The sequence below is a fragment of the Streptomyces sp. NPDC045899 genome (assembly GCF_056431485.1).
Genome location: NZ_JBWKKP010000011.1, coordinates 175,021 through 200,839, shown reverse-complemented (window position 1 = coordinate 200,839; position 25,819 = coordinate 175,021). Strand labels below are relative to the sequence as shown.

Here is a 25,819-nt window from a genome sequence, read left to right as displayed (position 1 = left end):
CTACCTCCCAACTCCGGTTCCGTCCGCCTCCGGGTGCGATGCGGAGGCGGGTTCCCCCGAGGTGCGGGGGAGCCACCGGGTGGCTTCCTCGGCTTCTTCCCGACGATCGGCGGGACATGTGTCCGGCTCCGGATTCCTGATGAGCTCGGCGTTGAACTGGGCTCCGAGCAGCAGGGCCAGATTGGACAGCCACAGCCACATCAGGAACACCACCATGCCCGCCAGCGGCCCGTAGAGCCGGTGGTACGTGGGGACGTGGGAGGCGTAGGCGCTGAAGCCCAGGGAGACGGCCAGCAGCAGGACGACGGCGAGCGCGCCGCCGGGGGCCATCCGGCGGACGGGGCGGGAGCGGGCCGGGCCGGAGCGGTAGAGGACCAGGATCAAGGTGATGGCCATGGCCACCAGCACCGGCCAGCGCAGGGCCGCCCAGGCGGTCAGGGGCGCGGCGCCCAGACCCCACACCTCGCCCAGCCGGCGGGCCAGACCGCCGGTGAGCATCAGGGTGGCGGTGCTGACCAGCAGCAGGACGATGACGGCCACGGCGGTGAGGAGGATGCGGGGAGCGGTGCGCCAGACCGGGCGGTGGGCGCTCTCCCGGTGCATCGCGTGCAGGGCGCGCCGGAAGACGGCCAGATAGCTGGAGCCGGACCACAGCCCGCCGAGGCCGCCGAGGACCACCAGCAGCCAGGCGGCGGACGGCTGGTGCGCGGTCTCGCGCAGCGCGGTGCGCAGCAGGTCACGGGATTCGGGCGGGGCGGCCTGGGTGAGGCGGTCGATGACGTCGGGGGTGGAGGTGGGCATCGACAGCCCCAGCACCGAGAGCATCATCAGCATCACCGGGAAGAGGGCCAGCACCGCGTAGTAGGTCAGAGCCGCCGCCCAGTCGGTGAGGTCCTCGTTCCAGGCCGTGACGGGGGTCCGGCGCAGCGCCGCCCACCTTCCGGCCCGGTCCCGGCCGCCCTCCCGGTGCGTGTGCGTGCTGTCGATGTCTGCCATGAGCCGTGTGCCCCCGTCCGTGCCGTGCGCAGCGCCGGCCGAACAGGAAGGCCCGCGCTGCCAGCCATCTGCCCCGGTGGGCGCGGGCCATGTCAGGCGGGGCGGCCCAGCTCCTTGCGGAACAGCTCCAGGACGTTTCCGCCGAGCACCTTGGCCACCGCCGCCTCCGGGAACCCCCGCCTCACCAGCGCCCCGGTGAGCAGCGGCAGTCCGCGCGGCCCCTCCAGACCGGGCACCAGCATCTCGGTGTAGTCGCGGTCCTCGCAGCACGGCGGCATGGTGTCGGCGGCGACCTCCTGGATGAAGTCCGGGCCGAGGCCCACATGGTCGAGGCCGATGAGATCGGCGATGTACGCGATGTGCCCGGCCACCCGGTCCACCGTACGGTCGGCCTGGTCGGCGGCGATGAACTCGCCGAGGACGTTGACGCACACCGTGCCGCCGGTCGCGGCGATCCCACGCAGCTGTGCGTCGGTGAGGTTGCGGTGGTGGTCCAGCAGCGCGCGTGCGGAGGAGTGGGTGGCCATGACCGGCCGGGTGGCCAGCTCCAGTACGTGGGCCACCCCGGAGGCGCCGAGGTGGGAGACGTCGAAGAGGATGCCCAGCCGTTCCATCTCGGCCAGGGCCTCCACCCCGGCCCCGGTGAGCCTGCTGCCGGTGGCGTCCTCACCACTGCCGTCGGCCAGGGCGGTGCGGCCCCAGTGGGCGAGGGAGGCGATCCGCACCCCGAGCCGGTGCAGCGTCGGGATCAGCTCCACGCTGGCGTCCAGTCCCGGCGCGCTCTCCAGGGCCAGCACCAGGGCGATCCGGCCGCTGCCGAGCGCGGCGTCGATGTCGTCGCCGTCCAGGCACAGCGCCACCTCGTCGGCGTTGCCCTCGGCCAGGGTGTGGGCGCACTCGATCATCCGCAGCGTCTCGCGCAGCGCCCCTTCGGGGCGGAACCGGTCGTCGATGAAGACCGGCAGCACCTGGAGGTCCACCCCGCCGTCGCGCAGCTGGGGCAGCCAGCGCTCGCGGAAGAAGCCGGCCCAGCGGCGGGCGGCCGGGCGGTCACGGCTATCAGCAGATCGTTGTGGGCGTCGGCGACGACGGCGCGGCGGTGGAGTTCCTGGGTCACGGTCACGGCGGTCATGGTGGCGCAGGGCGGGGCGGCGGTCCACGGGATTACCGCCCCGGACCACCGCCGTACGGTGCACACTGGGCGGCATGACCGGAACGACGGTGCGTGCCGGTGCGGTGCGGCTGCGCGAGGTGACACGCGAGGACCTGCCCGTCTTCTTCGACTACCACCGGGATCCCGAGGCGACCCGGATGGCGGCGTTCACCGCCGAGGACCCGGGTGACCGGGAGGCGTTCGACGCCCGGTGGGAGCGGATCCTCCAGGACGACGCCGTGCTCAAGCGGACGGTGCTGTACGGCGGGCGGGTCGCCGGGAACGTCATGGGCTTCGAGCAGTTCGGCGATCCGTCGGTCGGCTACTGGATCGGGCGGGAGCACTGGGGCCGGGGCGTGGCCACGCGGGCGCTGGCCGCGTTCCTGGAGCTGGTCCCGGACCGGCCGCTGTACGCGCGGGCGGCCAAGGACAACGCGGGGTCGCTGCGGGTGCTGGAGAAGTGCGGGTTCACCGTCTCCGGGGAGGAGCGGGGGTACGCCTCCGCGCGCGGTACGGAGATCGACGAACTGGTGCTGGTCCTGCGCTGACCACGGCCGCCCGGAGGGGTGAGAGGATCGGAGGGCGTCCAGCGGCGACGGGAGGCGGGGTGTCGGTCGAGATCACCTGGTGGGGCCATGCCACCGCGACCGTGCGGGATTCGGGCGTCCGCGTGCTCACCGACCCCCTCTTCGTACGGCGGCTGGCTCATCTGCGGCGCCGCCGGGGCCCCGTGCCGCCGCCGGACGCCGCGGTCGCGGACGTGGCGCTGGTCTCGCATCTGCACGCCGACCATCTGCACCTCGGGTCGCTCGCCCGGCTGCTGCCCGGTACCCGGCTGGTGGTCCCGCACGGCGCCGGGCGGGCGGTGCCGGGGCTGCGGCGGGTGGTCGCGGCGCGCGCGCTGCGGGTGACCGAGCTGCGGCCGGGCGAGGAGTGCGCGGTGGGCGCGGTCCGCGTCCGCGCGGTGCCCGCCGCCCACGACGGACGGCGGCTGCCGTACGGGCGCAGCCGGGTGCCCGCGCTGGGCTATGTGCTGCGCGGTGAGGCCACGACGTACTTCGCGGGCGACACCGGGCTGTTCGACCGGATGGCCGAGGCGGTGGGCCCGTGTGACGTGGCGCTGCTGCCGGTGGGCGGCTGGGGCCCGTATCTCGGCCACGGCCATCTGGACGCGCACCGCGCGGCCCAGGCGCTCGCCCGGCTGGGGGCGCGCAGCGCGGTCCCGGTGCACTACGGCACGTACTGGCCGATCGGCATGGACGCGGTCCGGCCGCATGAGTTCCACGCACCGGGCGACGACTTCGTACGCCACGCCGGACGGCTGGCACCCGGTGCGGCGGTGCACCGGCTGGAGCACGGCGAGTGCGTCCGGCTGGAGCCCGCCAGGTGACCGCGGTGTTCCACCAGGTGCTCGACGAGATGGGTGAGCTGGCACGGAGCGTGCCGCCGGAGTCCACCCAGCAGGCGGTGGGCTATCCCTCGCTGTTCCTGCTGGTGGTGTTCGGGGCGCTGGTGCCGGTCGTGCCGACGGGGGCGGTGGTGAGTTCGGCGGCGGTGGTGGCCGTCCACCAGAGCTCCCCGTTCTCGCTGCTGTTCGTCTTCCTGGTGGCGGCGCTCGCGGCCTTCCTCGGGGACATCTGTCTGTACTGGCTGGGGCGGCGCGGGGTGCGGTCGCGGGGCGGTTCCCGCTGGCTGGCCCGGATCCACGACAACGCGGCCCCGGAGCGGCTCGCCCAGGCGGAGACGAGGCTGGACCAGCACGGGGTGGCGGTGCTGGTGCTGTCCCGGCTGATCCCGGCGGGGCGGATACCGGTGATGCTGGCGTGTCTGCTGGCGGGCATGCCGGTGCGGAGGTTCGCGCGGGGCGCCGTGCCCGCGGCGCTGGCGTGGGCCGCGACGTACCAGTTGATCGGCATCCTGGGCGGATCGCTGTTCGAGAAGCCGTGGGAGGGGGTGGCGGCGGCGGTCCTGCTGACCGTGGTCGTCAGTGCCGCCCCCGCGCTCTGGCGCCGCGCCCGAAGCCGCCGTCACGCGGAACACGAACCGGCGGGCTGACCGCTCCGCGCCACGCGGCGTGACGACGCGCGCCCGGAGCGGCCTCGCGCACACCGCAGTGGGGCCCGGTCGCGGCGATGGCGCGCGGTCGTACTCGGCGCCGCCACGCGGGCGACACCACGCGCCGCACTGCCGCCACGGGGGGACACACGGTTCTCCGAACGGCCGCCCCGCAGTCTCCGGCGCGGCTGGATCCGGCCCGGGCACCGCGCACAGCGCGGATGGCCCGGCCGTGGTGGGGGTGCCGACAGCCGTCATCAGCGCACCCTCGCCGACGCACGAACCGGCGGGCCGGCCGCCCGCACCACGCCACGCCGCGCGGTGGCGCGGCGACGCGGGCCCGGACCGGGCCTCGCGCACACCGCGCAACGGCCCCGGCCACGCCGCACTGCCGCCACGGCGGTACGCACGTTCTCCGTACGGCCGCCCCGAAGTCTCCGGCACGGCTGGAACCGCCCGGGCGCCGCGCCCGCCCCCTGCGACGCGCACGGGACCACCCGTGCCACGCCGTCGGCGCCCCGCCGTGCGCGGGGGCGGCGGCGGGCCGCGACCGTCTCGGGGTACGCGGGGCCGCGAGATGGCGTGGGCGGGCGGGGCGGCGGGTTCGCGTCCCCATCTCCCCTGGCCCGTAACGCCGTTGGGATCCGGGCAGCGCCCCGCGGGCGGCGCGCCGGGGGCCGGTGGGGCGGGCGGTGGCCGCGCCACGCGGGCTGACCTGGCCTTCCCTCAGATGGCTCACAAATCTCGCGCCCTACGTGGCAGCGCTCCACGATCGTCCTTGCGGGCGGCGCATCCAAGGAGGGTCGCAGGCCCCCAAGGAGGAGTGGAACATGAGCACCCTGCCCAAGGCTCCACAGACCACCACGACACCGTCCATGACCACGCAGTCGGCGCTGACCGACTCCCGGCTGCGCGTGGTGCTGCTGCTGGATGTGCGCAGTGGTGCCGAGGAGCGCTTCCTGCGCGCGTACGACGAGCTGTGCCAGCAGGTGGCCTCCGTTCCCGGCCACCTGAGCGACCAGCTGTGCCAGTCGATCGAGGACCCCTCCAAGTGGCTGATCACCAGTGAGTGGGAGAGCGCCCCGCCGTTCCTCGCCTGGGTGGACAGCGCGGCCCACCGCGAGATGGTCAAGCCGATGCACGGCTGCGTCAAGGACACCCGGTCGCTGCGGTTCGGCATCCTGCGCGAGACCGACCACGGCACGGGCGGTGCGGCGACGGGCCGGGGACGGCTCCAGGCGGCTCCGCGGGTCGGCGACGGGGTGATCCGGCACGCCCTGACCTTCACCGTCAAGCCCGGCAGCGAGAAGGACGTCGCGGCGATCCTGGCGAACTACGCCTCGCCCGAGTCGCGGGTGGACGACACCACCCGGCTGTGCCGCACCTCGCTGTTCATGAGCGGCAATCGGGTGGTGCGTGCCGTCGAGGTCCAGGGCGACCTGATGGCGGCGCTGCGCCATGTGTCGCGGCAGCCGGAGATCCGCGCGGTCGAGGAGGCCATCAACCCGTATCTGGAGGAGACCCGCGACCTGGACGACCCGGAGTCGGCGCGGGAATTCTTCATGCGGGCGGCGCTGACGGCCGTGCACCACCTGTCGGTGAAGGGCACCGGACACACCTCCGCCGACATCCGGCGTCATGCCCTGCTCTACCCGGTCAAGGAGGGCAGCGGGATGGCGGTCGCCAGGCTGCTGGCCCGCCAGGACGAGCTGGCCATCGGCGGCGAGGGGAAGGCCGGACGCGACAGCGGCCGCGCGAAGGGCGGCCCGGCCCTGCTGACCAGCACGATCTACCACCACGTGGACACCGTCGTCCGCCTGGTGGATGTCGTCGGCCGGCTGGACCAGGACCCCGCGCTCTTCGCCGGTGTCGGCGGCAAGCGCGCCGCCGCCATGCTCAGCCGGCTGGTCGAGGTCGGCCCGGGCCGGGAGCTGTCGGACGAGGAGGGGCTGCGGCGTTTCCTGGCCGACTGCGCAATGGATCCGGTCACCGACCGCCGGGCGGCGGACTACTGAGGTCCCGCACGCCCCCGGCGCCCCCGCGTCCCCCCACGTCCCCACGTCCGGAAGGCAACCGATCATGACCTCGCACTCCCCCCGCATCGTCGACCTCGCCGACGTCGCGCACAACCGTCGGCGCGGCGGTGATCTGCGCGCCATGCTCACCCCGAGCACGGTCGGCGCCACGAGCGGTTTCATGGGCCTGGCCCTCATGCAGCCCGGTGAACGCATCGGTGAGCACTACCACCCGTACTCCGAGGAGTTCGTGTTCGTCGTGTGCGGCGATCTGGAGGTGGATCTGGACGGGACCACCCATGCGCTCCGGCCCGACCAGGGGCTGCTGATCCCCCGCGACATGCGCCACCGCTTCCGCAACGTGGGGCACACCGAGGCCCGGATGGTCTTCCACCTCGGCCCGCTGGCCCCGCGCCCCGAGCTCGGCCACGTGGACACGGAGGCCACCGAACCGGCAGAGGCCTCGTCGTGACGCGACGGGTGGCGGTCACCGGGCTCGGCGTGGTCGCACCGGGGGGCGTGGGCGTCCCGGCCTTCTGGGACATGCTCACCGCCGGGCGTACGGCGACGCGCGGGATCACGCTCTTCGACGCGGCGGGGTTCCGGTCGCGGATCGCCGCGGAGTGCGACTTCGATCCGGTGGCGGCCGGGCTGTCCCCGGAGCAGATCGAACGCTCCGACCGGTACGTACAGTTCGCGCTCGCGGCGTCGATGGAGGCCACCCGGGACGCGGGGCTGTCCCCGCAGCCGGAGAGCTGGCGCACGGCGGTGTCGCTGGGCACCGCGGTCGGCGGCACCACCCGGCTGGAACACGACTACGTCAAGGTCAGCAGCGGGGGCGAGCACTGGGACGTGGACCACCGCCGGGCCGGGCCGCATCTGCACCGGGCGTTCGCCCCCAGTGCGCTGGCCTCCGGCGTCGCGGAACTCATCGGCGCCCAGGGCCCGGTGCAGACCGTCTCCACGGGCTGCACCTCGGGTCTCGACGCCATCGGCTACGGCTTCCAGGCGATCGAGGAGAACCGGGCCGATGTGTGCATCGCGGGCGCGGCGGACTCGCCGATCTCCCCGATCACCGTGGCCTGCTTCGACGCCATCAAGGCCACCTCGGCCAACAACGAGGACCCGGAGCACGCCTCGCGGCCGTTCGACGCCCGCCGCGACGGCTTCGTCCTGGGCGAGGGCGCCGCCGTCCTGGTCCTGGAGGAGGTGGAGCACGCACGCGCCCGGGGGGCCCGGATCTACTGCGAGATAAAGGGGTTCGCCACCTACGGCAACGCCTATCACATGACCGGTCTGACACGGGAGGGCCTGGAGATGTCCGAGGCCATCGACCACGCGCTGGGACACGCGCGTATCGACAGTTCCGAGATCGACTACGTCAACGCACACGGCTCCGGCACCCAGCAGAACGACCGCCACGAGACCGCCGCGGTCAAGCGCTCGCTGGGCGAGCACGCGTACCGCACCCCGATGAGCTCGATCAAGTCCATGGTCGGACACTCCCTCGGCGCCATCGGGGCCATCGAGGTGGTGGCCTGCACCCTGGCCCTGGCCCACGGGGTGGTGCCGCCGACCGCGAACTACGACAAGCCGGACCCGGAGTGCGACCTCGACTACGTACCGCGGACCGCCCGTTCGCTGCCGCTGCGCCATGTGCTCTCGGTGGGCAGCGGGTTCGGCGGCTTCCAGTCGGCCGTGGTCCTCAGCCACAGGGGTGCGTCATGAGGGAACGGATGACCGGACACGGCCGTGGCGCGGTCATCACCGGCCTCGGCATCGTGGCGCCGAACGGTGTGGGCACCGACGCCTACTGGAAGGCCGTACGGGACGGCATGACCTTCCTGGACGAGCTCTCCCGGGAGGGCTGCGAACACTTCCCGCTGCGGGTCGCGGGCCAGGTCCACGGTTTCGACCCGGGCGCGGTGATCGAGGAGCGCTATCTCGTCCAGACCGACCGCTTCACCCACTTCGCGATGGCGGCGGCCGATCTGGCGGTGGAGGACGCCCTGCTGCCGGCCACGGAGATGTCGCCCTTCGCGGTGGGCGTGGTGACGGCGGCGGGGTCGGGCGGCGGTGAGTTCGGCCAGCGCGAGCTCCAGCAGCTGTGGGGCAAGGGCCCGCGGTATGTGGGCCCGTACCAGTCGATCGCCTGGTTCTACGCGGCCAGCACCGGCCAGATCTCCATCCGGGGCGGCTTCAAGGGGCCGTGCGGGGTGGTGGCCAACGACGAGGCGGGCGGTCTGGACGCGATCGCGCACGCCTGCCGGTCCATCCGGCGCGGCGCGGACGCCATGGTGGTGGGCGCCGCCGAGGCGCCGCTCGCCCCCTACTCGATCGTCTGCCAGCTCGGCTACGAGGAGATGAGCCTGGCCCGTGAACCGGGCCGTGCCTATCTGCCGTTCACCGAGGACGCCCGCGGGTTCGCCCCCGGGGAGGGCGGCGCGATGCTGGTGGTCGAGGAGGAGGGCGCGGCGCTGCGCCGCGGCGCACGGGTCCGCGGCCGGATCCTGGGCCATGCCGCGACGTTCACCGGACCGTCCCAGTGGGAGCGCTCCCGGGAAGGGCTCGCCCAGGCCATCCGGGTCGCCCTGGCGGACGCGGGCTGCGCGCCTGAGGAGATCGACGTGGTGTTCGCGGACGCCCTCGGCACCCCGGCGGCGGACCGCGCCGAGGCGCTCGCGCTCGCCGACGCGCTGGGCACCCACGGCCGGCGGGTCCCGGTGACCGCCCCCAAGACCGGCTTCGGCCGGGCGTACTGCGCGGCTCCGGCCCTGGACGTGGCGGCCGCGGTGCTCGCCATGGAGCACCGTGTGGTCCCGCCGACCCCGTACGTCACCGACGTATGCCATGACCTCGACCTCGTCACCGGTACCTCCCGTTCCGCGGAAGCGCGGACGGCGCTGGTGCTGAGCCGGGGGCTCATGGGCTGCAACGCGGCGCTCGTGCTCCGCGGCCCGGAAGGAGATATCTGATGCCCACTCAACTGTCCTACGGAGAACTGGCGACGCTCATGAAGAGCTGCGCCGGGCTCACCGTCGATCCCCAAGCGCTCGAAACCCGTCCGGACGCCACCTTCGAGGAGTTCGGACTGGACTCGCTCGGGCTGCTCGCCATCGTCGGCGAGCTGGAGAACCGCTACGGCACCCCGATCGAACCGGGCGCCGAGTCCTCCAAGACCCCCGGCGACTTCCTCGACGTCATCAACACCTCACTCACCACGGGAGCATGAGATGGCCGCCCACACCGACAACGAGATCGTGATCGCGGCTCCCCTGGACCTGGTCTGGGAGATGACCAACGACCTGGAGAACTGGCCGCAGCTGTTCAGCGAGTACGCCTCGGTGGAGGTGCTCCAGCGCAGCGGTGACACCACCACCTTCCGGCTGACCATGCACCCCGATGAGAACGGCAAGATCTGGAGCTGGGTCTCCGAGCGGGAGACGGCCCGCGATGTGCGGACCGTCTGGGCGCGCCGGGTCGAGACGGGCCCCTTCGCCTTCATGAACATCCGCTGGGAGTACGACGAGGAGCCCGAGGGCACCCGGATGCGCTGGACCCAGGACTTCGAGATGAAGCCCGACGCCCCGGTGGACGACGCCGGGATGACGGAGCACATCAACCGCAACTCCAAGATCCAGATGGAGCTGATCCGGGACAAGATCGAGCAGCGCGCCCGCGCGCGGGTGGGTGCGTGAGCCATGTACCGATCCCTGATCGTCGCCAGGATGAAGGAGGACGCGGCTCCGGACATAGCCTCGGTCTTCGAGGAGTCCGACCGCGGTGAACTGCCGGAGCTGATCGGCGTCAGCGGCCGCAGCCTGTTCCAGTTCGGCGATGTGTATCTGCACCTGATAGAGGCCGACCGGCCGCCGGGACCCGAGGTCGCGCGGCTGGCCGGCCATCCGGAGTTCCGCGACATCAGCGACCGGCTCGCCGCGTACGTCCAGGCGTACGACCCCGCGACCTGGCGGGAGCCGAAGGACGCGATGGCCCGCGAGTTCTACCGCTGGGAACGGGACCGGAGCCGCCCGTCCGCGAGCTGAAGGGAGCGTCACGTGGTCGCCGACCGGGTGCGCTGCGCGGGCTGTGCCGGGCTCGCCCACGGCAAGCGGTTCACCCGGTGCGCGCATGTCTGCCCGGACCGCGGCCGGCACGGCCCCCTCACCGCGCGGCAGCGGCGGGACCAGTTGCTGGATCCGGGCACCGCGGAACCACTGGAAGCGGTGCGGACGGCCTCCGGCCCGGAGGAGGCGGTGGTCCGTGTCCGGGGCCGGATCGGGAACCGGCCGGTGGTGGTGGCGATGGACTTCCGCTTCCTGGACCGCGCAGGCGCCGGCCGCGCTCGACGCGGCGGGTGTGCTCACCGTCTCGCTGGTGACCGACCCGGCGTACGGGGGTGTGGCGGCGTCGTCCGCCACGCTCAGCGACGCGATCATGGCCGAGCCCGGCGTCCCGCCGTTCGTCGCTGTGGGCGACCTCGTCACTCCGGGGCAGCCGGTGGGCGGCGGCTGCTCGCGGTGGAGCCGCTGTCCGGCCCCGGACCGGGGTGAGGACGGTGTTCTCCACCGTCCTCGTCGCCAACCGCGACGAGATCGCGATCCCGGTGGTGCGCGCCTGCCGTGAACCGGGCATGCGCACCGGCGCCCGGGCCATTCACCCGGGGTACGGACTCCTCTCCGAGGAACCGGACTTCGCGGAGGTCTGCGAGGTCAGCGGCATCACCTTCATCGGTCCCCCGGCCGCGGTGATGCAGCAGGCCGGGCTGCCGGGGAGCACCGGTGCGGTGGCGACCCCGGCGGAGGTCCGGGAGGTCGCCGAGCGGATCGGCTGTCCGCTGATCCCCAAGGCGGTGGCGGGCGGCGGTGGCCGGGGGATGGCGCTGGTGCGCCAACCCGACGGCCTGGTACGGGCCTTCAACGAGACTCGCGCGCACGCGCGCGCGGTGTGCGCGGCAGCGGTGGGCCATGTCGGCGCGGGCACCTTCGAGTTCGTGCTCTCGCCCGGCCATGAGTTCCATCTGATGGAAATCAACTGCCGCCTCCAGGTGGAACATCCGGTGACCGAGATGGACACCGGTATCGATATCCTCCGGGAACAGATCCTCATCGCCGCCGGGCAGCCGCTCTCCCTCCGACAGGAGGCGGAACGGGAATTCATTCCGGCCCCGGGCTCCTCACGGAATTCACACCGCCCTGCGGCCCTTTCGTGCGGGTGGACACCCATGGACCGGGCCCTGGGTGAGTTCCGGGTCACCGGCGAGGGGGTGCGGACCGCCCTCGGCTTTCTGCGGCGCACGCTCGCGCACCCGGATTTCCATTAGCCACCCACACCACTGGGCTTATCGGAATGATGTCGGCCGAGAAGGTGACGCAGCATCAGTCCATTCGCGCGGCGAAAGAGTGATCATTGCGCTTATCTCCACTCGGAGGGTCTAACGCCGACCAGATTGTAGGCCGCGTCAGGTGGCAGCGGGGCCCCTCTTCGCTGACGGTGGATAAGACGCCTACGCGATCCCTTTGTCTGGCAAATAGTCAGTCATCGTGCAGGCGCCGGAAGGAATGACTCATGCGATCTACTCGCGCACTCTTCACCGGGGCGGCGATTGCCGCCACCCTGACCCTGGGCGCCCCCGCCGCCGCGTTCGCCGCCGACGTCTCGGACCCGGGCCACGGTGGGTACTCGAGCAGCCAGGAGTCCTCCGAGGACGAAGGCGGCCGGGGAGGCGACTCCTGGAAGGACCGTAAGCACCACGAGGAGGAGGGCAAGGAGGAGGGCAAGGACGAGGGCGGCTGGTCCGGCAAGGAAGGCAAGGACGAGGGCGGCTGGTCCGAGAAGGAGGGCAAGGACGAGGGCGGCTGGTCCGGCAAGAAGCACGACTGGCAGGGCGGCGACTGGAAGCACGAGAAGCCGAAGGGCGGCGTCCACACCGGCGGTGGCGGTATGGCCTCCACGGGCGGCGGCATGGCCGCGGGCTCCGTTCTGCTCCTCGGTGGCCTCGGCGCCGGCGCCTACGCCCTGCGTCGCCGCAAGCCGGCGGGCACCGCTATCTGAGCCTGACTCTTCCGTATTCCGTGCTGCCGTGGCACCTCCGCCCTGCGGTGGTGCCACGGCAGCGCTACGGGGGCTGCGAGAAAGGCACACACCTCCATGAGCAAGCAGGGCAAGCAGGGCGGCGCCGACGGCAACACCCGCGTGCTCCGGTGGGCCGCGGCCTCGGCCCTCATCGGTGTCTTCCTGATCTACAACTCCGTCGACGCGGCCTCCCAGAACACTCCGTCGGCCACACCCACGACCGCCGCCACGGCGAGCCGGCCCGAGACGCTTCCGGACACGGCGCCACCGCGGCTGCCACGGCGGGACTCCGCCGGGGGGACGACGACCGCCCCGCAGTCCCGTCCCGGCCCCGCGCTCCCCCGCTCCCCCGCGACCCATCTGGACATCCCGTCGATCGGGGTGAGCGCGCCGTTCACCGAGCTGTCGCTGGACGCCAACGGCACCCTGATCCCCCCGCCCGACACCGACAACAACCTGGTCGGCTGGTACAAGGACGGCCCCTCCCCCGGGGAGCGCGGCAACTCCATCGTGGCGGGACACGTGGACACCAAGATCGGTCCGGCCGTCTTCTACACGCTCAGCTCCCTCAAGGTGGGCGCCAAGGTGAACATCACCCGGGCCGACGGCATCGTCGCCACCTTCTCCGTGGACAAGATCAAGACGTTCAAGAAGAACGCCTTCCCGGACAAGAAGGTCTACGGGGACACCCCCAACGCCCAGCTGCGCCTGATCACCTGTGGTGGCGCCTACGACCACAACGTCAAGGACTACACCGCGAACGTGGTGGCGTTCGGCCACCTCACCACCTACCAGTGGTCCTGAGCCCCTCCGGATCCCCCGTCGCACCAGGGGGGGCGGGGGGGGGGGGGGGGGGGGGGGAGGGAGAGGGGGGGGGGGGGGGGGGGGGGGGGGGGGGGGGGGGGGGGGGGGGGGGGGCGTACGCGTAAGGGGGCAGGAAGAACGGTGAGGGGGGGGGGGGGGGGGGGTTCCTCCCCCCCCCCCCCCCCCCCCCCCCCCGCGTCCGCGGACCGCTTTTCGTCCGCTACAGATACAGCCCCGTGGAGTCCTCCGCGCCCTCCAGCCGCTCGGCGGCCACCGCGTGCAGATCGCGCTCCCGCATCAGCACGTAGGCGACCCCGCGGACCTCGACCTCGGCCCGGTCCTCCGGGTCGTAGAGCACCCGGTCGCCCGGCTCCACGGTCCGTACGCTCTGCCCGACCGCGACCACCCCGGCCCAGGCCAGCCGCTTGCCGACCGCCGCGGTCGCGGGGATGACGATGCCGCCGGTGGACCGGCGCTCGCCCTCCGGGATGTCGGTACGGACCAGCACGCGGTCGTGCAGCATCCGGATGGGCAGCTTGTCATGGGACGTGTTCGTACTCACGACATGACCGTACCTGGCCGCGGGGCACGCCGAAGCCCCAGGGCGGGCCCGGTCCGCACCGGAACCGGGGCGGATCAGCCCCGGCGGCGCCGCGAGGACATGGTCAGCAGCCCGACCAGCCCCACCACGACCAGCGCGACCGGCACGATCCGCTCCATCCGGGGCGCACCGTCCTCGCCGACCAGCTGGCCGCGCACATTCGTGACCATGCGGTTCGCCGAGACGTACGCCCGCCCGGCGGTCCGGTCCACAGCCGAGGCCGCCTTCGCCTTCGCGTCCCCGACGATCGTCTTCGGGTGCAGCCGCACCCCGATCTCGTCGAGCGTCACGGCGAGCTCCTGCCGCCTGCGGACGATGTCCGCCTCGATCTGCGCAGGGGTCCTGGCATCCGACACCGCGCTGCCTCCGTCAGTCTCGATGATTCCGTGATGGACAGTCTGTCAGCTCGCCCCCGGCACCGCCCCATGGCACCCCCGGTCACAAAGCTGGCTAATGTCGGTATGTACCCGATGCCACGAGGAGCACCCGAACCATGAGCGAGCGTCTTCAGCCCGGCGACACCGCCCCCGCCTTCACCCTCCCCGACGCGGACGGCAAGGAGGTCTCGCTCGCCGACCACGCCGGCCGCAAGGTCATCGTCTACTTCTACCCGGCCGCCCTCACCCCCGGCTGCACCAAGCAGGCGTGCGACTTCACCGACAACCTCGCCTTCCTCTCCGGCCACGGCTACGACGTCATCGGCATCTCCCCCGACTCCCCGGAGAAGCTGGCGAAGTTCCGCGAGAAGGAGAACCTCAAGGTCACCCTGCTCGGCGACCCCTCCAAGCAGACCCTCGAGTCCTACGGCGCCTACGGCGAGAAGAAGCTCTACGGCAAGGTCGTCACCGGCGTCATCCGCTCCACCGTGATCGTCGACGAGCACGGCAAGGTCGAACGCGCCCTCTACAACGTCAGGGCCACCGGCCACGTAGCCAAGATCATCAAGGACCTGGGGCTCTGACCCCCCTTCCCGGGAAGGCCCCGCACCCCGTGGTGAGGGGCCTTTGCCGTGCCGCGCGTGACCTCCCGGCGCACTACTCGTTCATCAGTGCGATGGTGCGACAGATGGCCGCACGGAGGGGGAGCCAATGTCCGACAGGTATTCGGTCGAGTCACTGACGGAAGCCGTCGCCCTTTCGTCGACGTGGGCTGACCTCATGCGCACGCTGGAAGGCAAGGTCAGTGGTGGGAGGCGGCGATCACTGCAGCGGCTCGTAGCGTCGTACGACATCGACATCAGTCACTTCAAGCAGCGAAGCCCTTGGAGCAGGTACTCCAACGCCGCCATCGCCGAGGCTGTGGCGACGTCGACCACGCTGCGCGAGGTTGTCGACAAGCTCGGCGCACCCCCCGCGCAAGGGACTCTGTCCCATATCCGACGACGTATCGCCGCGGCCGATATCGATGTCAGCCACATCCCCGGCCTCAACCGGGCCCGGGTCGACCTTCCCTTCACCCGGCACCAGCTGGTGGAGGCCGCCGCAGCGGGGACGAGCATCCGGTCCGTGGCACACCTCCTGGGAGTGCCCGACGACGGCAGGACCCGAGCCGCACTCGGCCGCATGCTGCGGAACCGTTCGGTGGACACATCACATTTCTCGCACGCCCGCGTGACCATCCCCGAAGCGTCACTGCGAACGGCCGTCGCGGCCAGCACGAGCTACGCAGATGTCATGCGCGCTCTCAATCTCCCGGTCAACGACGCCAGTCACCGTCGCGTAGGCCCACGGCCAAAGAGGTGCTCCGGGTTCTCCCGCAGGGTTCTCCTCGGATCAACCACTCACGGCTACGCGCCGCTCTCGATGACATCGGGCGCCCGTACATGTGCGCCCACTGCAGTAACCAGGGGGATTGGCAGGGGGGCGATGACACTGCAGATCGATCATGTCAATGGCGATTGGCTCGACAACCGCCCCGGAAACCTGCGGTACCTGTGCCCGAACTGTCACGCGATCACAGACACCTGGTGCCGGAACCGAAGAAAGGCCCAGGAGCGTGAAGCCGGCGCCGCAGCGGGGACAGACGCACGGATGCTCTCACCGCTGCCAGCCCGGTAGCATGACCTGCGAATGCGGCCGTGGCGTAATTGGCAGCCGCGCGGCGTTTAGGTCGCCGTGGGAGAAATCCCGTGTGGGTTCGAGTCCCACCGGCCGCACGAACGGACAGCACAGGCCCGGCCCGCTCATCGCGGGCCGGGCCTGTGGCGTTCCGGCGGGCGGGGTCAGCCCAGCAGTTCGCGGACCACCGGGGTGATGGCGCGGAAGGCCTTGCCGCGGTGGCTGATGGTGTTCTTCTCCTCGGGGGTCAGCTCGGCGCAGGTGCGGGTTTCGCCGTGGGGCTGGAGGATCGGGTCGTAGCCGAAACCGCCGCCGCCGGTGGGCTCGTGACGGAGCGTTCCGCTGAGGCGGCCGGTGACGACGCGTTCGGTGCCGTCGGGGAGGGCGAGGGCGGCGGCGCACGCGAAGTGCGCGCCGCGGTGCTCGTCCGGGACGTCGGCCACCTGGGCGAGCAGGAGCTCCAGGTTGGCGCGGTCGTCACCGTGGCGGCCGGACCAGCGGGCCGAGAAGATCCCCGGGGCGCCGCCGAGGACGTCCACGCACAGGCCGGAGTCATCGGCGATGGCGGGGTGTCCGGTGGCCTGGGCCAGGGCGTGCGCCTTGAGGAGGGCGTTCTCCGCGAAGGTCACGCCGGTCTCCTTGACATCCGGGACCTCCGGATAGGAGTCGGCGCCCACGAGTTCCACATCGAGCCCGGATTCACCGAGGATCGAACGGAGTTCGGTGATCTTGTAGGCGTTGCGGGTGGCCAGGATCAGACGGCGGGGGTGCGGGGGTTGTCCCTCAGAGCGTTCCATAGCTCTCGATTATCGAGGGGCGATCAGGGGCTGCATTCCTTGGTCAGCTCGCTCGCGGCTTCGTTCACCGCGGTCAGGTCGGGGGTGTTGCCCTTGTCGAGCGACTTCTTGACGTTGTGCACGGCCGTCTGGAGGTTGTTGACGGCCTTCTTGACGTCCTCGTTGTCGGTGCGGTCGTCCAGCTTGTCGATGTCCTTGTCGAGGCTGTCGACCGCCTGGTTGGCCTCGGTGGGGTCGGCCGCCACACCGCTCACGGCCTTCTGGAGCTTGTCGACGTCGTGGGATATGTCGACCGCGAGCTGTGCGCAGTCGAAGGCCTTCTCCACGGCGCTGCACCCCACGGCCAGGGGGACGGTGAGGGCGACGGCGGCGAGAGCGAGGGTGGTGGTACGGCGATGGGGACGGCGCGCGGCCATGGAACGGTTCCTCCCGTGAAGCGGTCCCGGGGCGCATGGGCGCGGACCCCGGGACCGTGGATCGGTCTGTGTGCTACCTGACTACACGCCGGGGGGCTGGGTGGGAGTTGCCCGGTCGATTACTCAATCTCCCGCGTTTCCCTAGTCCCGCCCCCGCGGGGGCTCAGCCCTCGTCGGAGAGCGCCGCGCGCTGCATCCCGGCCAGCGAGCCGCAGCCCGCGACGGCGAGGTCGAGCAGGGCGTTGAGCTCCTCACGGGCGAACGGCTCACCCTCGGCGGTGCCCTGCACCTCGACGAAGCGGCCGTCACCGGTGCAGACGACGTTCATGTCGGTCTCGGCGCGGACGTCCTCCTCGTAGCAGAGGTCCAGCATGGGAACGCCGTCGATGATGCCGACGCTCACCGCGGCGACGGTGCCGGTGAGCGGCTGCCGGGACGCCTTGATCAGCTTCTTGCCGCGGGCCCACTCGACGGCGTCGGCGAGGGCCACATAGGCGCCGGTGATGGCGGCGGTGCGGGTACCGCCGTCGGCCTGGAGGACATCGCAGTCCAGCACGACGGTGTTCTCGCCGAGCGCCTTGTAGTCGATCACGGCGCGCAGCGAGCGGCCGATGAGGCGGGAGATCTCATGGGTGCGGCCGCCGATCTTGCCGCGGACCGATTCGCGGTCGCCGCGGGTGTTGGTGGCGCGCGGCAGCATCGCGTACTCGGCGGTGACCCAGCCCTCGCCGCTGCCCTTGCGCCAGCGCGGCACGCCTTCGGTGACGCTCGCGGTGCACAGCACTCGGGTGTCGCCGAAGGAGACGAGGACGGAGCCCTCGGCGTGCTTGCTCCATCCGCGTTCGATGGTGACGGGACGGAGCTGATCGGGGGTGCGGCCGTCGATACGAGACATGGGATGAGCCTATCGGGAACGCGAAGGGCCCCGGTCCGGTCGGAACGGGGCCCTCACAGGACGGAGCCGTGACTCACGGGGTGGTCACATCATGTCCTCGATATCGGCGGCGACGGGGTCGGCGTCGGTGCCGATGACGACCTGGATCGCGGTGCCCATCTTCACCACGCCGTGTGCGCCCGCGGCCTTCAGGACGGCCTCGTCGACGAGGGAGGGGTCCTTGACCTCGGTGCGCAGGCGCGTGATGCAGCCCTCGACCTCGATGATGTTGTCGAGTCCGCCGAGCCCCGCGACGATCTTCTCAGCCTTGCTGGCCATGTCCACTCCTGTTGTCTCGGCCCTTCGGGATTCCGGGATACCGGCGAGCGGTTCATCCACGTTAACCACGCCGGCCCACCTTCGCAGGGCCATGATGGTCGCCCTCCCAAGTGGTCTACACCATTATGCGGGTTGATGCCGGGGATGGCACCCTGACCCCCTGGACATCGGTGGTTCAGACCACAGGGAACAATGGATTCCTTTATCGGATCCTCACGTGCTACAACAGGTCTACACCACTTGTGGTGTAGACCATACTGCGGGCCGCCCCCTTTACCGAGAGCCCGCCTCACCAGGAGGAATCCGATGAGTACGGCCACCGCCTCGGCTGCGCCCGCCCAGAAGCGGGGTGCCGGTCTGATCAAGGGTATGCAGAAGATCGGCCGCAGCCTCCAGCTGCCCGTCGCCGCACTGCCCGCCGCGGGCATCCTGAGCCGTCTCGGCCAGGACGATGTGTTCGGCAAGGACGGCCTCGGCTGGAACAAGCTGGCGGAGATCTTCGCCCACGCGGGCGGCGCGCTCTTCGAGAACCTGGCCCTGCTCTTCTGCCTCGGCGTGGCCATCGGCTTCGCGAAGAAGTCGGACGGCACCACCGCCCTGGCCGCCCTCGTCGGCTTCCTCGTCTACAAGAACGTGCTGACCGGCTTCGTCAGCGACGTCACCGGCAAGCCGGAGGATCCGGGCGTGCTCGGCGGCATCGTGGTCGGCATCACCGCCGCGGTGCTGTGGGAGAAGTACCACCGCACCCGGCTCCCGGACTGGCTGGGCTTCTTCAGCGGCCGCCGCTTCATCCCCATCCTGATGTCCTTCGCGGGGCTGCTCTACGGTGTGGCCTTCGGCTACCTCTGGTCGCCGATCGGAGATGGCCTCAACAACTTCTCCGAGTGGCTCTCGGACAACGGCGCCGCGGGTTCCGGGATCTTCGGTGTGGTCAACCGGCTGCTGATACCCGTCGGCATGCACATGCTGCTGAACACCTACGCCTGGTTCCAGTTCGGTGACTTCACCTCGGCGGGCCACACCTGGCACGGCGACAGCGCGCGCTACTTCCATGACGACCCGTCGGCCGGAATGTTCATGACCGGCTTCTTCCCGATCATGATGTTCGCCCTGCCCGCCGCCGGTCTGGCCATCGCCCACTGCGCCCGCCCCGAGCGCCGCAAGGCCGTGATGGGCATGATGCTCTCGGTCTCGCTGACCGCCTTCGTGACCGGTGTCACCGAGCCGATCGAGTTCTCGTTCATGTTCATCGCGCCGGTGCTCTACGGCATCCACGCGGTGCTGACCGGTGTCTCCATGGCACTGACCTGGGCGCTGGGCATCCGCAGCGGCTTCACCTTCTCCGGCGGCCTCTTCGACTACCTGCTGGGGTGGTCGCACAGCGAGAAGGCCTGGATGATCATCCCGATCGGACTGGCCTTCGCCGTCCTCTACTACGTGGTGTTCCGCTTCGTGATCACGAAGTTCAACCTCCCGACCCCGGGCCGGGAACCGGACGACACGGTGGACGACGCCGCGGCGACCGCCGAGAGCGGCAAGAAGGGCTGACGCCCCACCAGGCACCCCGCGAACTCCCCTCGCCCCGCCCCGGGAACCGTCCCGGTGCGGGGCGAGTCGTGTCCGCGGCCCCACCGGGGCCGCTACCCACCGCCCGTGGGCAGGGAGAGCCCGGCGTAGACCTGGTTGAGGACGGTCGGCAGCAGGGCGGTGGCGGTGGCCCGGCCACCGGGCGACACGGTCAGACTCGTCCAGATCACGAGGGTGACCCGGTTGTCCGGGTCATAGCCGATGAAGGAGTTGTACCCGGGGAGTTCGCCGCCGTGGTAGTACATCGCGGCGTCGGGGCCGAAGCGCTGGTGGGCGATGCCGTACCCGTACTCCTGTCCGTCGCGCGCGCCCGGGTCCTCGGCCCGCGGGCTGTGGAGCCACTGCCGCTGGAGCGCGTGGCCGAGCACCTTCCCCGTCACCAGCGCCCGGATCCAGGTGGACAGGTCGTCCGCGGTGGAGATGACGCCTCCGGCGGCGGTGGCGTAGGAGGGGTTCTGGTGGGTGTAGTCCACCGGGCGGAGCTTCCCGGACCTCGCCGCCGCCCGTACGTCGGCCGGATAGGGCCGGTCGACCAGCGCGTAGGCCGTACCGCCGTACATGTAGCCGTGTGCGGAGGGGGCGGGGAGGGACCGGTCCTCGATACCCGGCAGCGAGGTCCCGGTCAGACCGAGCGGGGTGAACAGCCGGTCCTGGAACTGCCGGGCCAGCGGGCGCCCGCCCGCCTTCTCGGCGACGAGCCCCAGCAGTACGTAGTTGGTGTTGCTGTACGCGTAGGACGTACCGGGCGCGAACTCCGGCGGGTGGCGGAACGCGATGTCCAGCATGGCCCGCGGCGTCCTCGCCCTGCCGGGGTCGGCGTCCAGGGACGCCGCGAGTTCGGGTGCGTCGGTGTAGTTGTAGAGGCCGCTGCGCATCATCAGCAGCTGTTCGAGGGTGATGCGTTCGCCGCCCGGCACCCCGGGGACGTAGTCGGACACCGGATCGCTCAGCCGGAGCCTGCCGTCCTGGGCGAGGAGGCCGATCAGCGCCGCGGTCATGGTCTTGGTGTTGGAGGCGATCCGGAAGTGGTCACGTGTGGTGGGCGGTTCCGCCGCGCCCCGCTCGGCCGTGCCGACGGCCGCCCGGAAGTTCCCCTGGGGGGTGCGGAGTTGGACCACCGCGCCGGGCACCATCAGCTTCTTGGCCGCACGCTCCACGGCGGTCCGGAACCGGACCGGGTCGATCGGCTTGAGCGCCGGCGAGGTGGGGCCGGAGGCGGTGTCCGCCGTCACCGCGGGCGGAGACGCGGGGCCGGAGAGGGCCGTGAAGGCCGGGGCTGCGGCACAGCCCCCGATCAGCAGAGCCCCGCACGACACCAGGGCGGCCCTGCGTGGTGCGGTTCCGGCTCGGAAGCGGCTCATGACGGAAGGCGATACGAATGGATCAGAGATGCCAGCTTCAGACTGAGATGTCTGTTTTTACCATTCGGCGCCACAACGGCGCCGAATGGACCTCGGAGCCGACCGGTCTCGGAACCGGCTAGACCTCGTAGACCGCGCCCGCCTTCGCCAGCTCCACCGGGCCCCCGAAGACCGCCTGTGCGTCCCGCTGGTTGATCTGCGGATCCGTCCACGGCGGGATATGGGTCAGCACCAGCGAGGCCGCCTCCGCGCGCCGGGCGTGCTCGCCCGCCTGGCGCCCGTTGAGGTGCAGCCCCGGGATGTCCTCCTTGCCGTGTGTGAAGGCCGCCTCGCACAGGAAGAGGTCCGCGTCCCGGGCCAGCTCCACCAGGGCCTCACAGGGACCGGTGTCGCCCGAGTAGACCAGCGTGCGCCCGCCGTGCTCGATCCGGAAGCCGAACGCCTCCACCGGGTGGCAGACCCGTTCGGTGCGCACCGTGAACGGGCCGACCTCGAAGCTGCCCGGCGCCAGGGTGCGGAAGTCGAAGACCTCCCGCATCGCCTTCTCGTCGGGCACGTCGTCATACGCCTGCACCAGCCGCCGCTCGGTGTCCTCCGGTCCGTACACGGGGATCGCCTCGGCGCGTCCGCCGTCGTGGCGGTAGTAGCGCGCCACGAAGTATCCGCACATGTCGATGCAGTGATCGGGGTGCAGATGGGAGAGGAGCACGGCGTCGAGGTCGTAGAGACCGCAGTGGCGCTGCAACTCGCCGAGGGCGCCATTGCCCATGTCGAGGAGCAGCCGGAAGCCGTCGGCCTCTACGAGGTAGCTCGAACAGGCCGATTCCGCGGACGGGAACGACCCTGAGCATCCGACGACGGTGAGCTTCATGGAGCAGGAACCTCCTTGAGGGGTCCCCATGCCGAGGGCCATGGGCGGGTGCGGGGGGTCATGCGGTGCCCACGAGCGTAAGGCGCTAAAGCCCAGGTAGCTCCTCCATGGGCCCGCGTTGTGGGCGGAATCACCAGGACGGAGCCGAAGGGACCCGGCTTCCGCCGCCCCCGCGGCCCCTCCGCGGTCCGCCAGGGCCCGCGCGCGGCCCTCCCGCGGTCCGCTACGCCCAGAGCTGACCGTGCAGCGTCTCGATCGCCTCCTCGGTGGTGGCCGCCGTGTAGACGCCGGTGGACAGGTACTTCCAGCCGCCGTCGGCGACCACGAAGACCACGTCGGCGCTCTCGCCCGCCCGCGCCGCCTTGCGGGCCACCCCGAGGGCGGCGTGCAGCGCGGCGCCGGTGGACACGCCCGCGAAGATGCCCTCCTCGGCGAGGAGTTCACGGGTGCGGGAGACCGCGTCCTCGGAGCCCACGGAGAAGCGGGTGGTGAGGACGGACTCGTCGTACAGCTCGGGGACGAACCCCTCGTCCAGGTTGCGCAGGCCGTAGACGACGTCGTCGTAGCGCGGCTCGGCGGCCACGATCTGGATGTCCGGCTTGTTCTCGCGCAGGAAGCGGCCGACGCCCATCAGGGTGCCGGTGGTGCCGAGTCCGGCCACGAAGTGGGTGATCGAGGGCAGGTCGGCCAGGATCTCCGGACCCGTGGTGGCGTAGTGGGCGCCCGCGTTGTCCGGGTTCCCGTACTGGTAGAGCATCACCCAGTCGGGGTGCTCGGCTGAGAGCTCCTTGGCCACCCGGACGGCCGTGTTGGAGCCTCCCGCGGCGGGCGAGGAGATGATCTCCGCGCCCCACATGGCGAGCAGCTGGCGCCGCTCCTCACTGGTGTTCTCCGGCATCACGCACACGATGCGGTAGCCCTTGAGCTTGGCCGCCATGGCGAGCGAGATACCGGTGTTGCCGGAGGTGGGCTCCAGGATGGTGCAGCCCGGGGTCAACCGGCCGTCCTTCTCGGCCTGTTCGATCATGTGGAGCGCGGGGCGGTCCTTGATCGAGCCGGTCGGGTTGCGGTCCTCCAGCTTCGCCCAGATCCGCACGTCGGAGGAGGGCGAGAGCCGCGGCAGGCGGACGAGCGGCGTGTTGCCGACCGCGGCGAGGGGACTGTCGTACCGCATCAGCGCATCCCACCGGCGACCGCCGGGAGGATCGTCACGCTGTCGCCGTCCGAGAGCTTGGTGGAGATGCCGTCCAGGAACCGGACATCCTCGTCGTTCAGGTAGACGTTGACGAAGCGGCGCAGCTCGCCGCCGTCGACCAGGCGCTCCTGGATGCCGCCGTGCCGGGACTCGAGGTCGGCGAAGAGCTCGGCGAGCGTGGTCCCGCTGCCCTCGACCGCCTTCTGGCCGTCGGTGTAGGTGCGGAGGATGGTCGGGATGCGGACCTCGATGGCCATGTCAGGGGCTCCTGTCGGAGGGCTGGGTGGAAGGCGGGTCCCGGAGGGGCTCCGGGCGGGCGTGAGGGGTGCGCACGACGGCGCCGGGCAGGGCTGGCTGTACGGGTGCCGCGGGGTCAGGCGGCCACGGCGCGGTGCGGACAGATCGCGCTGGCGAGCCTGCACAGGTCGACGTGGAGCCGCGCCACGAGCAGCATGCCCGGCGTCTTGTCGCTCACATCATCGAAAACCATGGACTCATCGTATCGATTCCCGCTCGGACCCCAGGAAGGGCGTCCCGGGATACGGACGGGTAGGTATCGGCATCCGGGATCGTTGGGCCGCGGGTCCGGGCTCAGTACGCCTCGACGATCTCCACCTGCTCCTCGGTGACCTCACCGTCCACGATCCGGAAGGAACGGAACTGGAACTCGCCCGCGCCGTCCGCGTCGGCGGTGGAGACCAGCACGTAGTGGGCGCCGGGCTCATTGGCGTAGGAGATGTCGGTGCGCGAGGGGTACGCCTCGGTGGCGGTGTGCGAGTGGTAGATGACGACGGGCTCCTCGTCCCGGTCGTCCATCTCGCGGTAGAGCTTGAGCAGATCGCCGGAGTCGAACTCGTAGAAGGTGGGCGAGCGGGCCGCGTTCAGCATGGGGATGAACCGCTCGGGGCGGCCGCTCCCGGCCGGGCCCGCGATCACGCCGCACGCCTCGTCGGGGTGGTCGGCGCGGGCGTGCGCGACGATCTGGTCACGGAGGGCCTGGGTGATGGTCAGCATGGCCACAGAATAGGAAAGCGGACCGCAGGACACGAGAACGGGCCCCGGACGGCGGTCCGGGGCCCGTTTCGCGGCCGGTGCCCGGGAGGGGCACCGCCGTGTGCTTACTTGCGGGCGAACTCCTTCTCGCCCTCGGCGCCCTGCTCGACCCGGGGAAGGGCGGAGACACGGCCGAGGCGCTTGAGCACCATCCAGCCGATCACCAGGCAGACCGCCCAGCCGGCACCGACGTACAGCGAGACGCGGGCGTCCTTGTCGTACGCGATCATGCCGGTCACCATGATCAGGAAGATCAGCGCCACCCAGCTGAAGGCGGAACCGCCCGGGGCCGGGAAGGACGAGGCCGGGAGACGGCCCTGGGTGACCGCGCGGCGGTACTTGATGTGGCTGACGAGGATCATCATCCACGCCCAGATACCGGCGGCGGTGGCGACCGAGGTGACGTAGGTGAACGCCTTCTCCGGGACGACGTAGTTGAGGACCACGCCGATGCCCATCAGGGCGACGGAGACGGTGATGCCCACGGCCGGGGTCTTGCGGGAGTTGAGCTTGCCGAAGGCCCCGGGGGCCTCGCTGTTGGAGGCGAGGTCACGCAGCATCCGGCCGGTGGAGTACATACCGGAGTTACAGGAGGACAGGGCCGCGGTGAGGACGACGAAGTTGACGATGCCCGCCGCGAAGGGGATGCCGATCTTCGAGAAGGCGTGCACGAAGGGGCTCTCACCCGCGGAGAACTCGGTCCACTTCACGACCGCCAGCAGGACCACCAGCGCACCGACGTAGAAGATCAGGATGCGCCACGGCAGCGTGTTGATCGCCTTGGGCAGGGTCTTCTCCGGGTCCTCGGACTCACCGGCGGTGACGCCGACGAGCTCGACGGCCAGGTAGGCGAACATGACGCCCTGGAGGGTCATCAGGCTGTCGCCGATGCCGTTCGGGAAGACGCCGTGGTGGGACCAGAGGTTCGAGGCGGCGGCGGTGTCACCGGCGTCGGAGAAGCCCAGGGTGAGCACACCGAGGCCGATGACGATCATGCCGATGATCGCGGTGACCTTGATCATCGAGAACCAGAACTCGACCTCACCGAAGATCTTGACCGAGATCAGGTTGACCCCGAAGAGCACCACCAGGAAGACCAGGGCGCTGACCCACTGCGGGATCGAGGGGAACCAGAAGTGGACGTAGATGGCCGCGGCGGTGAGCTCGGCCATGCCGGTCACCACCCACATCAACCAGTACGTCCATCCGGTGACATAACCGAAGAACGGGCCGAGGAACTCACGGGCGTACTCCGCGAAGGAACCCGAGACCGGCCGATAGAGGAGCAGCTCGCCGAGCGCTCGCATGATGAAGAAGATGATCACGCCGGCGAGGGCGTACATCAGGATGATGCTGGGTCCCGCCTTGGCGATGTTCGCACCGGCGCCCATGAACAGGCCGACACCGATGGCACCGCCAATGGCGATCATCTGGACCTGGCGGCTGCCGAGGCCGCGCTCATAGCCCTCTTCAGGAGCCACTGAGGTCATATTGCTGCGCCTTTCCTTCTGTGGCGGCTGGCGATCGTGAAGATTTACCACGCCGGCAGCACTGATCCACTCAGGCGTTT

At 71.1% G+C, this 25,819-nt stretch carries 30 protein-coding genes, 1 tRNA gene and 1 pseudogene; 17 read left to right on the top strand and 15 right to left on the bottom strand.

Annotated elements, in window-relative coordinates; all coding sequences use genetic code 11:
* Together AC07FT_RS18730 and AC07FT_RS18725 are read right to left on the bottom strand one after the other, a co-directional pair.
* Positions 1-996, bottom strand: a complete 996-nt coding sequence (locus AC07FT_RS18730) for a YihY/virulence factor BrkB family protein (protein ID WP_479177146.1) — start codon at positions 994-996, stop codon at positions 1-3.
* Between the two features lie 92 nt (positions 997-1,088).
* Positions 1,089-2,128, bottom strand: a pseudogene (locus AC07FT_RS18725) (dipeptidase).
* Positions 2,129-2,202: 74 nt separating this feature from the next.
* Here AC07FT_RS18725 and AC07FT_RS18720 point away from each other — a divergent pair.
* The 13 genes from AC07FT_RS18720 to AC07FT_RS18660 all read left to right on the top strand — a co-directional run bounded on the left by AC07FT_RS18720 (position 2,203) and on the right by AC07FT_RS18660 (position 13,098).
* Positions 2,203-2,697, top strand: a complete 495-nt coding sequence (locus AC07FT_RS18720; protein ID WP_471193435.1) for a GNAT family N-acetyltransferase — start codon at positions 2,203-2,205, stop codon at positions 2,695-2,697.
* Positions 2,698-2,756: 59 nt separating this feature from the next.
* A complete protein-coding gene (locus tag AC07FT_RS18715; protein ID WP_471193433.1) occupies positions 2,757-3,539 on the top strand; it encodes an MBL fold metallo-hydrolase in 783 nt (260 codons plus the stop codon).
* 29 nt (positions 3,540-3,568) lie between these two features.
* Positions 3,569-4,204 carry a DedA family protein gene (locus tag AC07FT_RS18710; protein ID WP_479177206.1) on the top strand — a complete coding sequence of 212 codons (636 nt, stop codon included), beginning with the start codon at positions 3,569-3,571 and terminating at the stop codon, positions 4,202-4,204.
* A gap of 830 nt (positions 4,205-5,034) precedes the next feature.
* Positions 5,035-6,219: a SchA/CurD-like domain-containing protein gene (locus tag AC07FT_RS18705; RefSeq protein ID WP_479177145.1), complete on the top strand. Its 1,185-nt coding sequence runs from the start codon at positions 5,035-5,037 to the stop codon at positions 6,217-6,219.
* A 64-nt stretch (positions 6,220-6,283) separates the two neighbouring features.
* Positions 6,284-6,691 (top strand): cupin domain-containing protein, encoded by a 408-nt coding sequence (locus tag AC07FT_RS18700; protein ID WP_479177144.1) that lies wholly within the window; start codon positions 6,284-6,286, stop codon positions 6,689-6,691.
* The gene (locus AC07FT_RS18695; protein WP_479177143.1) at positions 6,688-7,947 is read left to right on the top strand and encodes a beta-ketoacyl-[acyl-carrier-protein] synthase family protein; all 1,260 of its coding nucleotides are present in this window, start codon (positions 6,688-6,690) and stop codon (positions 7,945-7,947) included. Before AC07FT_RS18700 ends, AC07FT_RS18695 begins: the two co-directional genes overlap by 4 nt.
* Positions 7,944-9,194: a beta-ketoacyl synthase N-terminal-like domain-containing protein gene (locus tag AC07FT_RS18690; protein WP_479177142.1), complete on the top strand. Its 1,251-nt coding sequence runs from the start codon at positions 7,944-7,946 to the stop codon at positions 9,192-9,194. The genes AC07FT_RS18695 and AC07FT_RS18690 overlap by 4 nt, the downstream gene beginning before the upstream one ends.
* Positions 9,194-9,451: an acyl carrier protein gene (locus tag AC07FT_RS18685; RefSeq protein WP_479177141.1), complete on the top strand. Its 258-nt coding sequence runs from the start codon at positions 9,194-9,196 to the stop codon at positions 9,449-9,451. Before AC07FT_RS18690 ends, AC07FT_RS18685 begins: the two co-directional genes overlap by 1 nt.
* A gap of 1 nt (position 9,452) precedes the next feature.
* Entirely contained in the window at positions 9,453-9,917 is a 465-nt protein-coding gene (locus AC07FT_RS18680) for an SRPBCC family protein (RefSeq protein ID WP_201879714.1), read from the top strand.
* Between the two features lie 3 nt (positions 9,918-9,920).
* Positions 9,921-10,265 (top strand): TcmI family type II polyketide cyclase, encoded by a 345-nt coding sequence (locus AC07FT_RS18675; protein ID WP_254737630.1) that lies wholly within the window; start codon positions 9,921-9,923, stop codon positions 10,263-10,265.
* A 512-nt stretch (positions 10,266-10,777) separates the two neighbouring features.
* Positions 10,778-11,542: an ATP-binding protein gene (locus AC07FT_RS18670; protein ID WP_479177140.1), complete on the top strand. Its 765-nt coding sequence runs from the start codon at positions 10,778-10,780 to the stop codon at positions 11,540-11,542.
* A 245-nt stretch (positions 11,543-11,787) separates the two neighbouring features.
* Positions 11,788-12,273 carry a hypothetical protein gene (locus AC07FT_RS18665; RefSeq protein ID WP_479177139.1) on the top strand — a complete coding sequence of 162 codons (486 nt, stop codon included), beginning with the start codon at positions 11,788-11,790 and terminating at the stop codon, positions 12,271-12,273.
* Between the two features lie 96 nt (positions 12,274-12,369).
* Positions 12,370-13,098, top strand: a complete 729-nt coding sequence (locus AC07FT_RS18660; RefSeq protein WP_479177138.1) for a class F sortase — start codon at positions 12,370-12,372, stop codon at positions 13,096-13,098.
* 220 nt (positions 13,099-13,318) lie between these two features.
* Here AC07FT_RS18660 and AC07FT_RS18655 read toward each other — a convergent pair whose 3' ends face one another.
* Together AC07FT_RS18655 and AC07FT_RS18650 are read right to left on the bottom strand one after the other, a co-directional pair.
* Entirely contained in the window at positions 13,319-13,621 is a 303-nt protein-coding gene (locus AC07FT_RS18655; protein WP_254751336.1) for a GroES family chaperonin, read from the bottom strand.
* A 113-nt stretch (positions 13,622-13,734) separates the two neighbouring features.
* Entirely contained in the window at positions 13,735-14,055 is a 321-nt protein-coding gene (locus AC07FT_RS18650) for a DUF3618 domain-containing protein (protein ID WP_254751286.1), read from the bottom strand.
* Between the two features lie 137 nt (positions 14,056-14,192).
* On the opposite strand from AC07FT_RS18650, the gene bcp reads away from it, so the two are divergent.
* The 3 genes from bcp to AC07FT_RS18635 all read left to right on the top strand — a co-directional run bounded on the left by bcp (position 14,193) and on the right by AC07FT_RS18635 (position 15,854).
* Positions 14,193-14,660: a thioredoxin-dependent thiol peroxidase gene (bcp, locus tag AC07FT_RS18645; protein ID WP_471203056.1), complete on the top strand. Its 468-nt coding sequence runs from the start codon at positions 14,193-14,195 to the stop codon at positions 14,658-14,660.
* A 127-nt stretch (positions 14,661-14,787) separates the two neighbouring features.
* Complete coding sequence (locus tag AC07FT_RS18640; RefSeq protein WP_479177137.1) at positions 14,788-15,756, top strand: HNH endonuclease; 969 nt, start codon at positions 14,788-14,790, stop codon at positions 15,754-15,756.
* Between the two features lie 14 nt (positions 15,757-15,770).
* Positions 15,771-15,854: transfer RNA gene (locus AC07FT_RS18635), tRNA-Leu, on the top strand.
* Positions 15,855-15,920: 66 nt separating this feature from the next.
* Here AC07FT_RS18635 and rdgB read toward each other — a convergent pair.
* The 4 genes from rdgB to AC07FT_RS18615 form a co-directional block, all read right to left on the bottom strand.
* Complete coding sequence (rdgB, locus tag AC07FT_RS18630) at positions 15,921-16,553, bottom strand: RdgB/HAM1 family non-canonical purine NTP pyrophosphatase (RefSeq protein ID WP_479177136.1); 633 nt, start codon at positions 16,551-16,553, stop codon at positions 15,921-15,923.
* 23 nt (positions 16,554-16,576) lie between these two features.
* A complete protein-coding gene (locus AC07FT_RS18625) occupies positions 16,577-16,969 on the bottom strand; it encodes a hypothetical protein (RefSeq protein ID WP_479177135.1) in 393 nt (130 codons plus the stop codon).
* Positions 16,970-17,132: 163 nt separating this feature from the next.
* Positions 17,133-17,864, bottom strand: coding sequence for a ribonuclease PH (rph, locus tag AC07FT_RS18620; protein ID WP_479177134.1), 732 nt, complete (start codon positions 17,862-17,864; stop codon positions 17,133-17,135).
* A gap of 84 nt (positions 17,865-17,948) precedes the next feature.
* Positions 17,949-18,275: a PTS sugar transporter subunit IIB gene (locus AC07FT_RS18615; protein ID WP_302889026.1), complete on the bottom strand. Its 327-nt coding sequence runs from the start codon at positions 18,273-18,275 to the stop codon at positions 17,949-17,951.
* A gap of 213 nt (positions 18,276-18,488) precedes the next feature.
* Between AC07FT_RS18615 and AC07FT_RS18610 the strand changes: the two genes are divergently transcribed.
* On the top strand, positions 18,489-19,730 hold the full coding sequence (locus tag AC07FT_RS18610) for a PTS transporter subunit EIIC (protein WP_479177133.1): 1,242 nt from the start codon (positions 18,489-18,491) through the stop codon (positions 19,728-19,730).
* Positions 19,731-19,822: 92 nt separating this feature from the next.
* Here the strand turns inward: AC07FT_RS18610 and AC07FT_RS18605 are convergent, their stop codons facing one another.
* From AC07FT_RS18605 to AC07FT_RS18575, 7 genes are all read right to left on the bottom strand, one after another.
* Positions 19,823-21,130 (bottom strand): serine hydrolase domain-containing protein, encoded by a 1,308-nt coding sequence (locus AC07FT_RS18605; protein ID WP_479177132.1) that lies wholly within the window; start codon positions 21,128-21,130, stop codon positions 19,823-19,825.
* A gap of 118 nt (positions 21,131-21,248) precedes the next feature.
* Positions 21,249-22,001 (bottom strand): MBL fold metallo-hydrolase, encoded by a 753-nt coding sequence (locus AC07FT_RS18600; RefSeq protein ID WP_432014756.1) that lies wholly within the window; start codon positions 21,999-22,001, stop codon positions 21,249-21,251.
* Between the two features lie 223 nt (positions 22,002-22,224).
* A complete protein-coding gene (locus tag AC07FT_RS18595) occupies positions 22,225-23,175 on the bottom strand; it encodes a PLP-dependent cysteine synthase family protein (RefSeq protein ID WP_479177131.1) in 951 nt (316 codons plus the stop codon).
* Positions 23,175-23,453: a MoaD/ThiS family protein gene (locus AC07FT_RS18590; protein WP_254751309.1), complete on the bottom strand. Its 279-nt coding sequence runs from the start codon at positions 23,451-23,453 to the stop codon at positions 23,175-23,177. The genes AC07FT_RS18595 and AC07FT_RS18590 overlap by 1 nt, the downstream gene beginning before the upstream one ends.
* Before the next feature lie 116 nt (positions 23,454-23,569).
* Positions 23,570-23,686, bottom strand: a complete 117-nt coding sequence (locus AC07FT_RS18585) for a putative leader peptide (RefSeq protein WP_362444060.1) — start codon at positions 23,684-23,686, stop codon at positions 23,570-23,572.
* Positions 23,687-23,787: 101 nt separating this feature from the next.
* Positions 23,788-24,210, bottom strand: coding sequence for a M67 family metallopeptidase (locus tag AC07FT_RS18580; protein ID WP_479177130.1), 423 nt, complete (start codon positions 24,208-24,210; stop codon positions 23,788-23,790).
* A gap of 104 nt (positions 24,211-24,314) precedes the next feature.
* Positions 24,315-25,739 carry an amino acid permease gene (locus tag AC07FT_RS18575; RefSeq protein WP_471203072.1) on the bottom strand — a complete coding sequence of 475 codons (1,425 nt, stop codon included), beginning with the start codon at positions 25,737-25,739 and terminating at the stop codon, positions 24,315-24,317.
* Between the last annotated feature and the right edge of the window lie 80 nt (positions 25,740-25,819).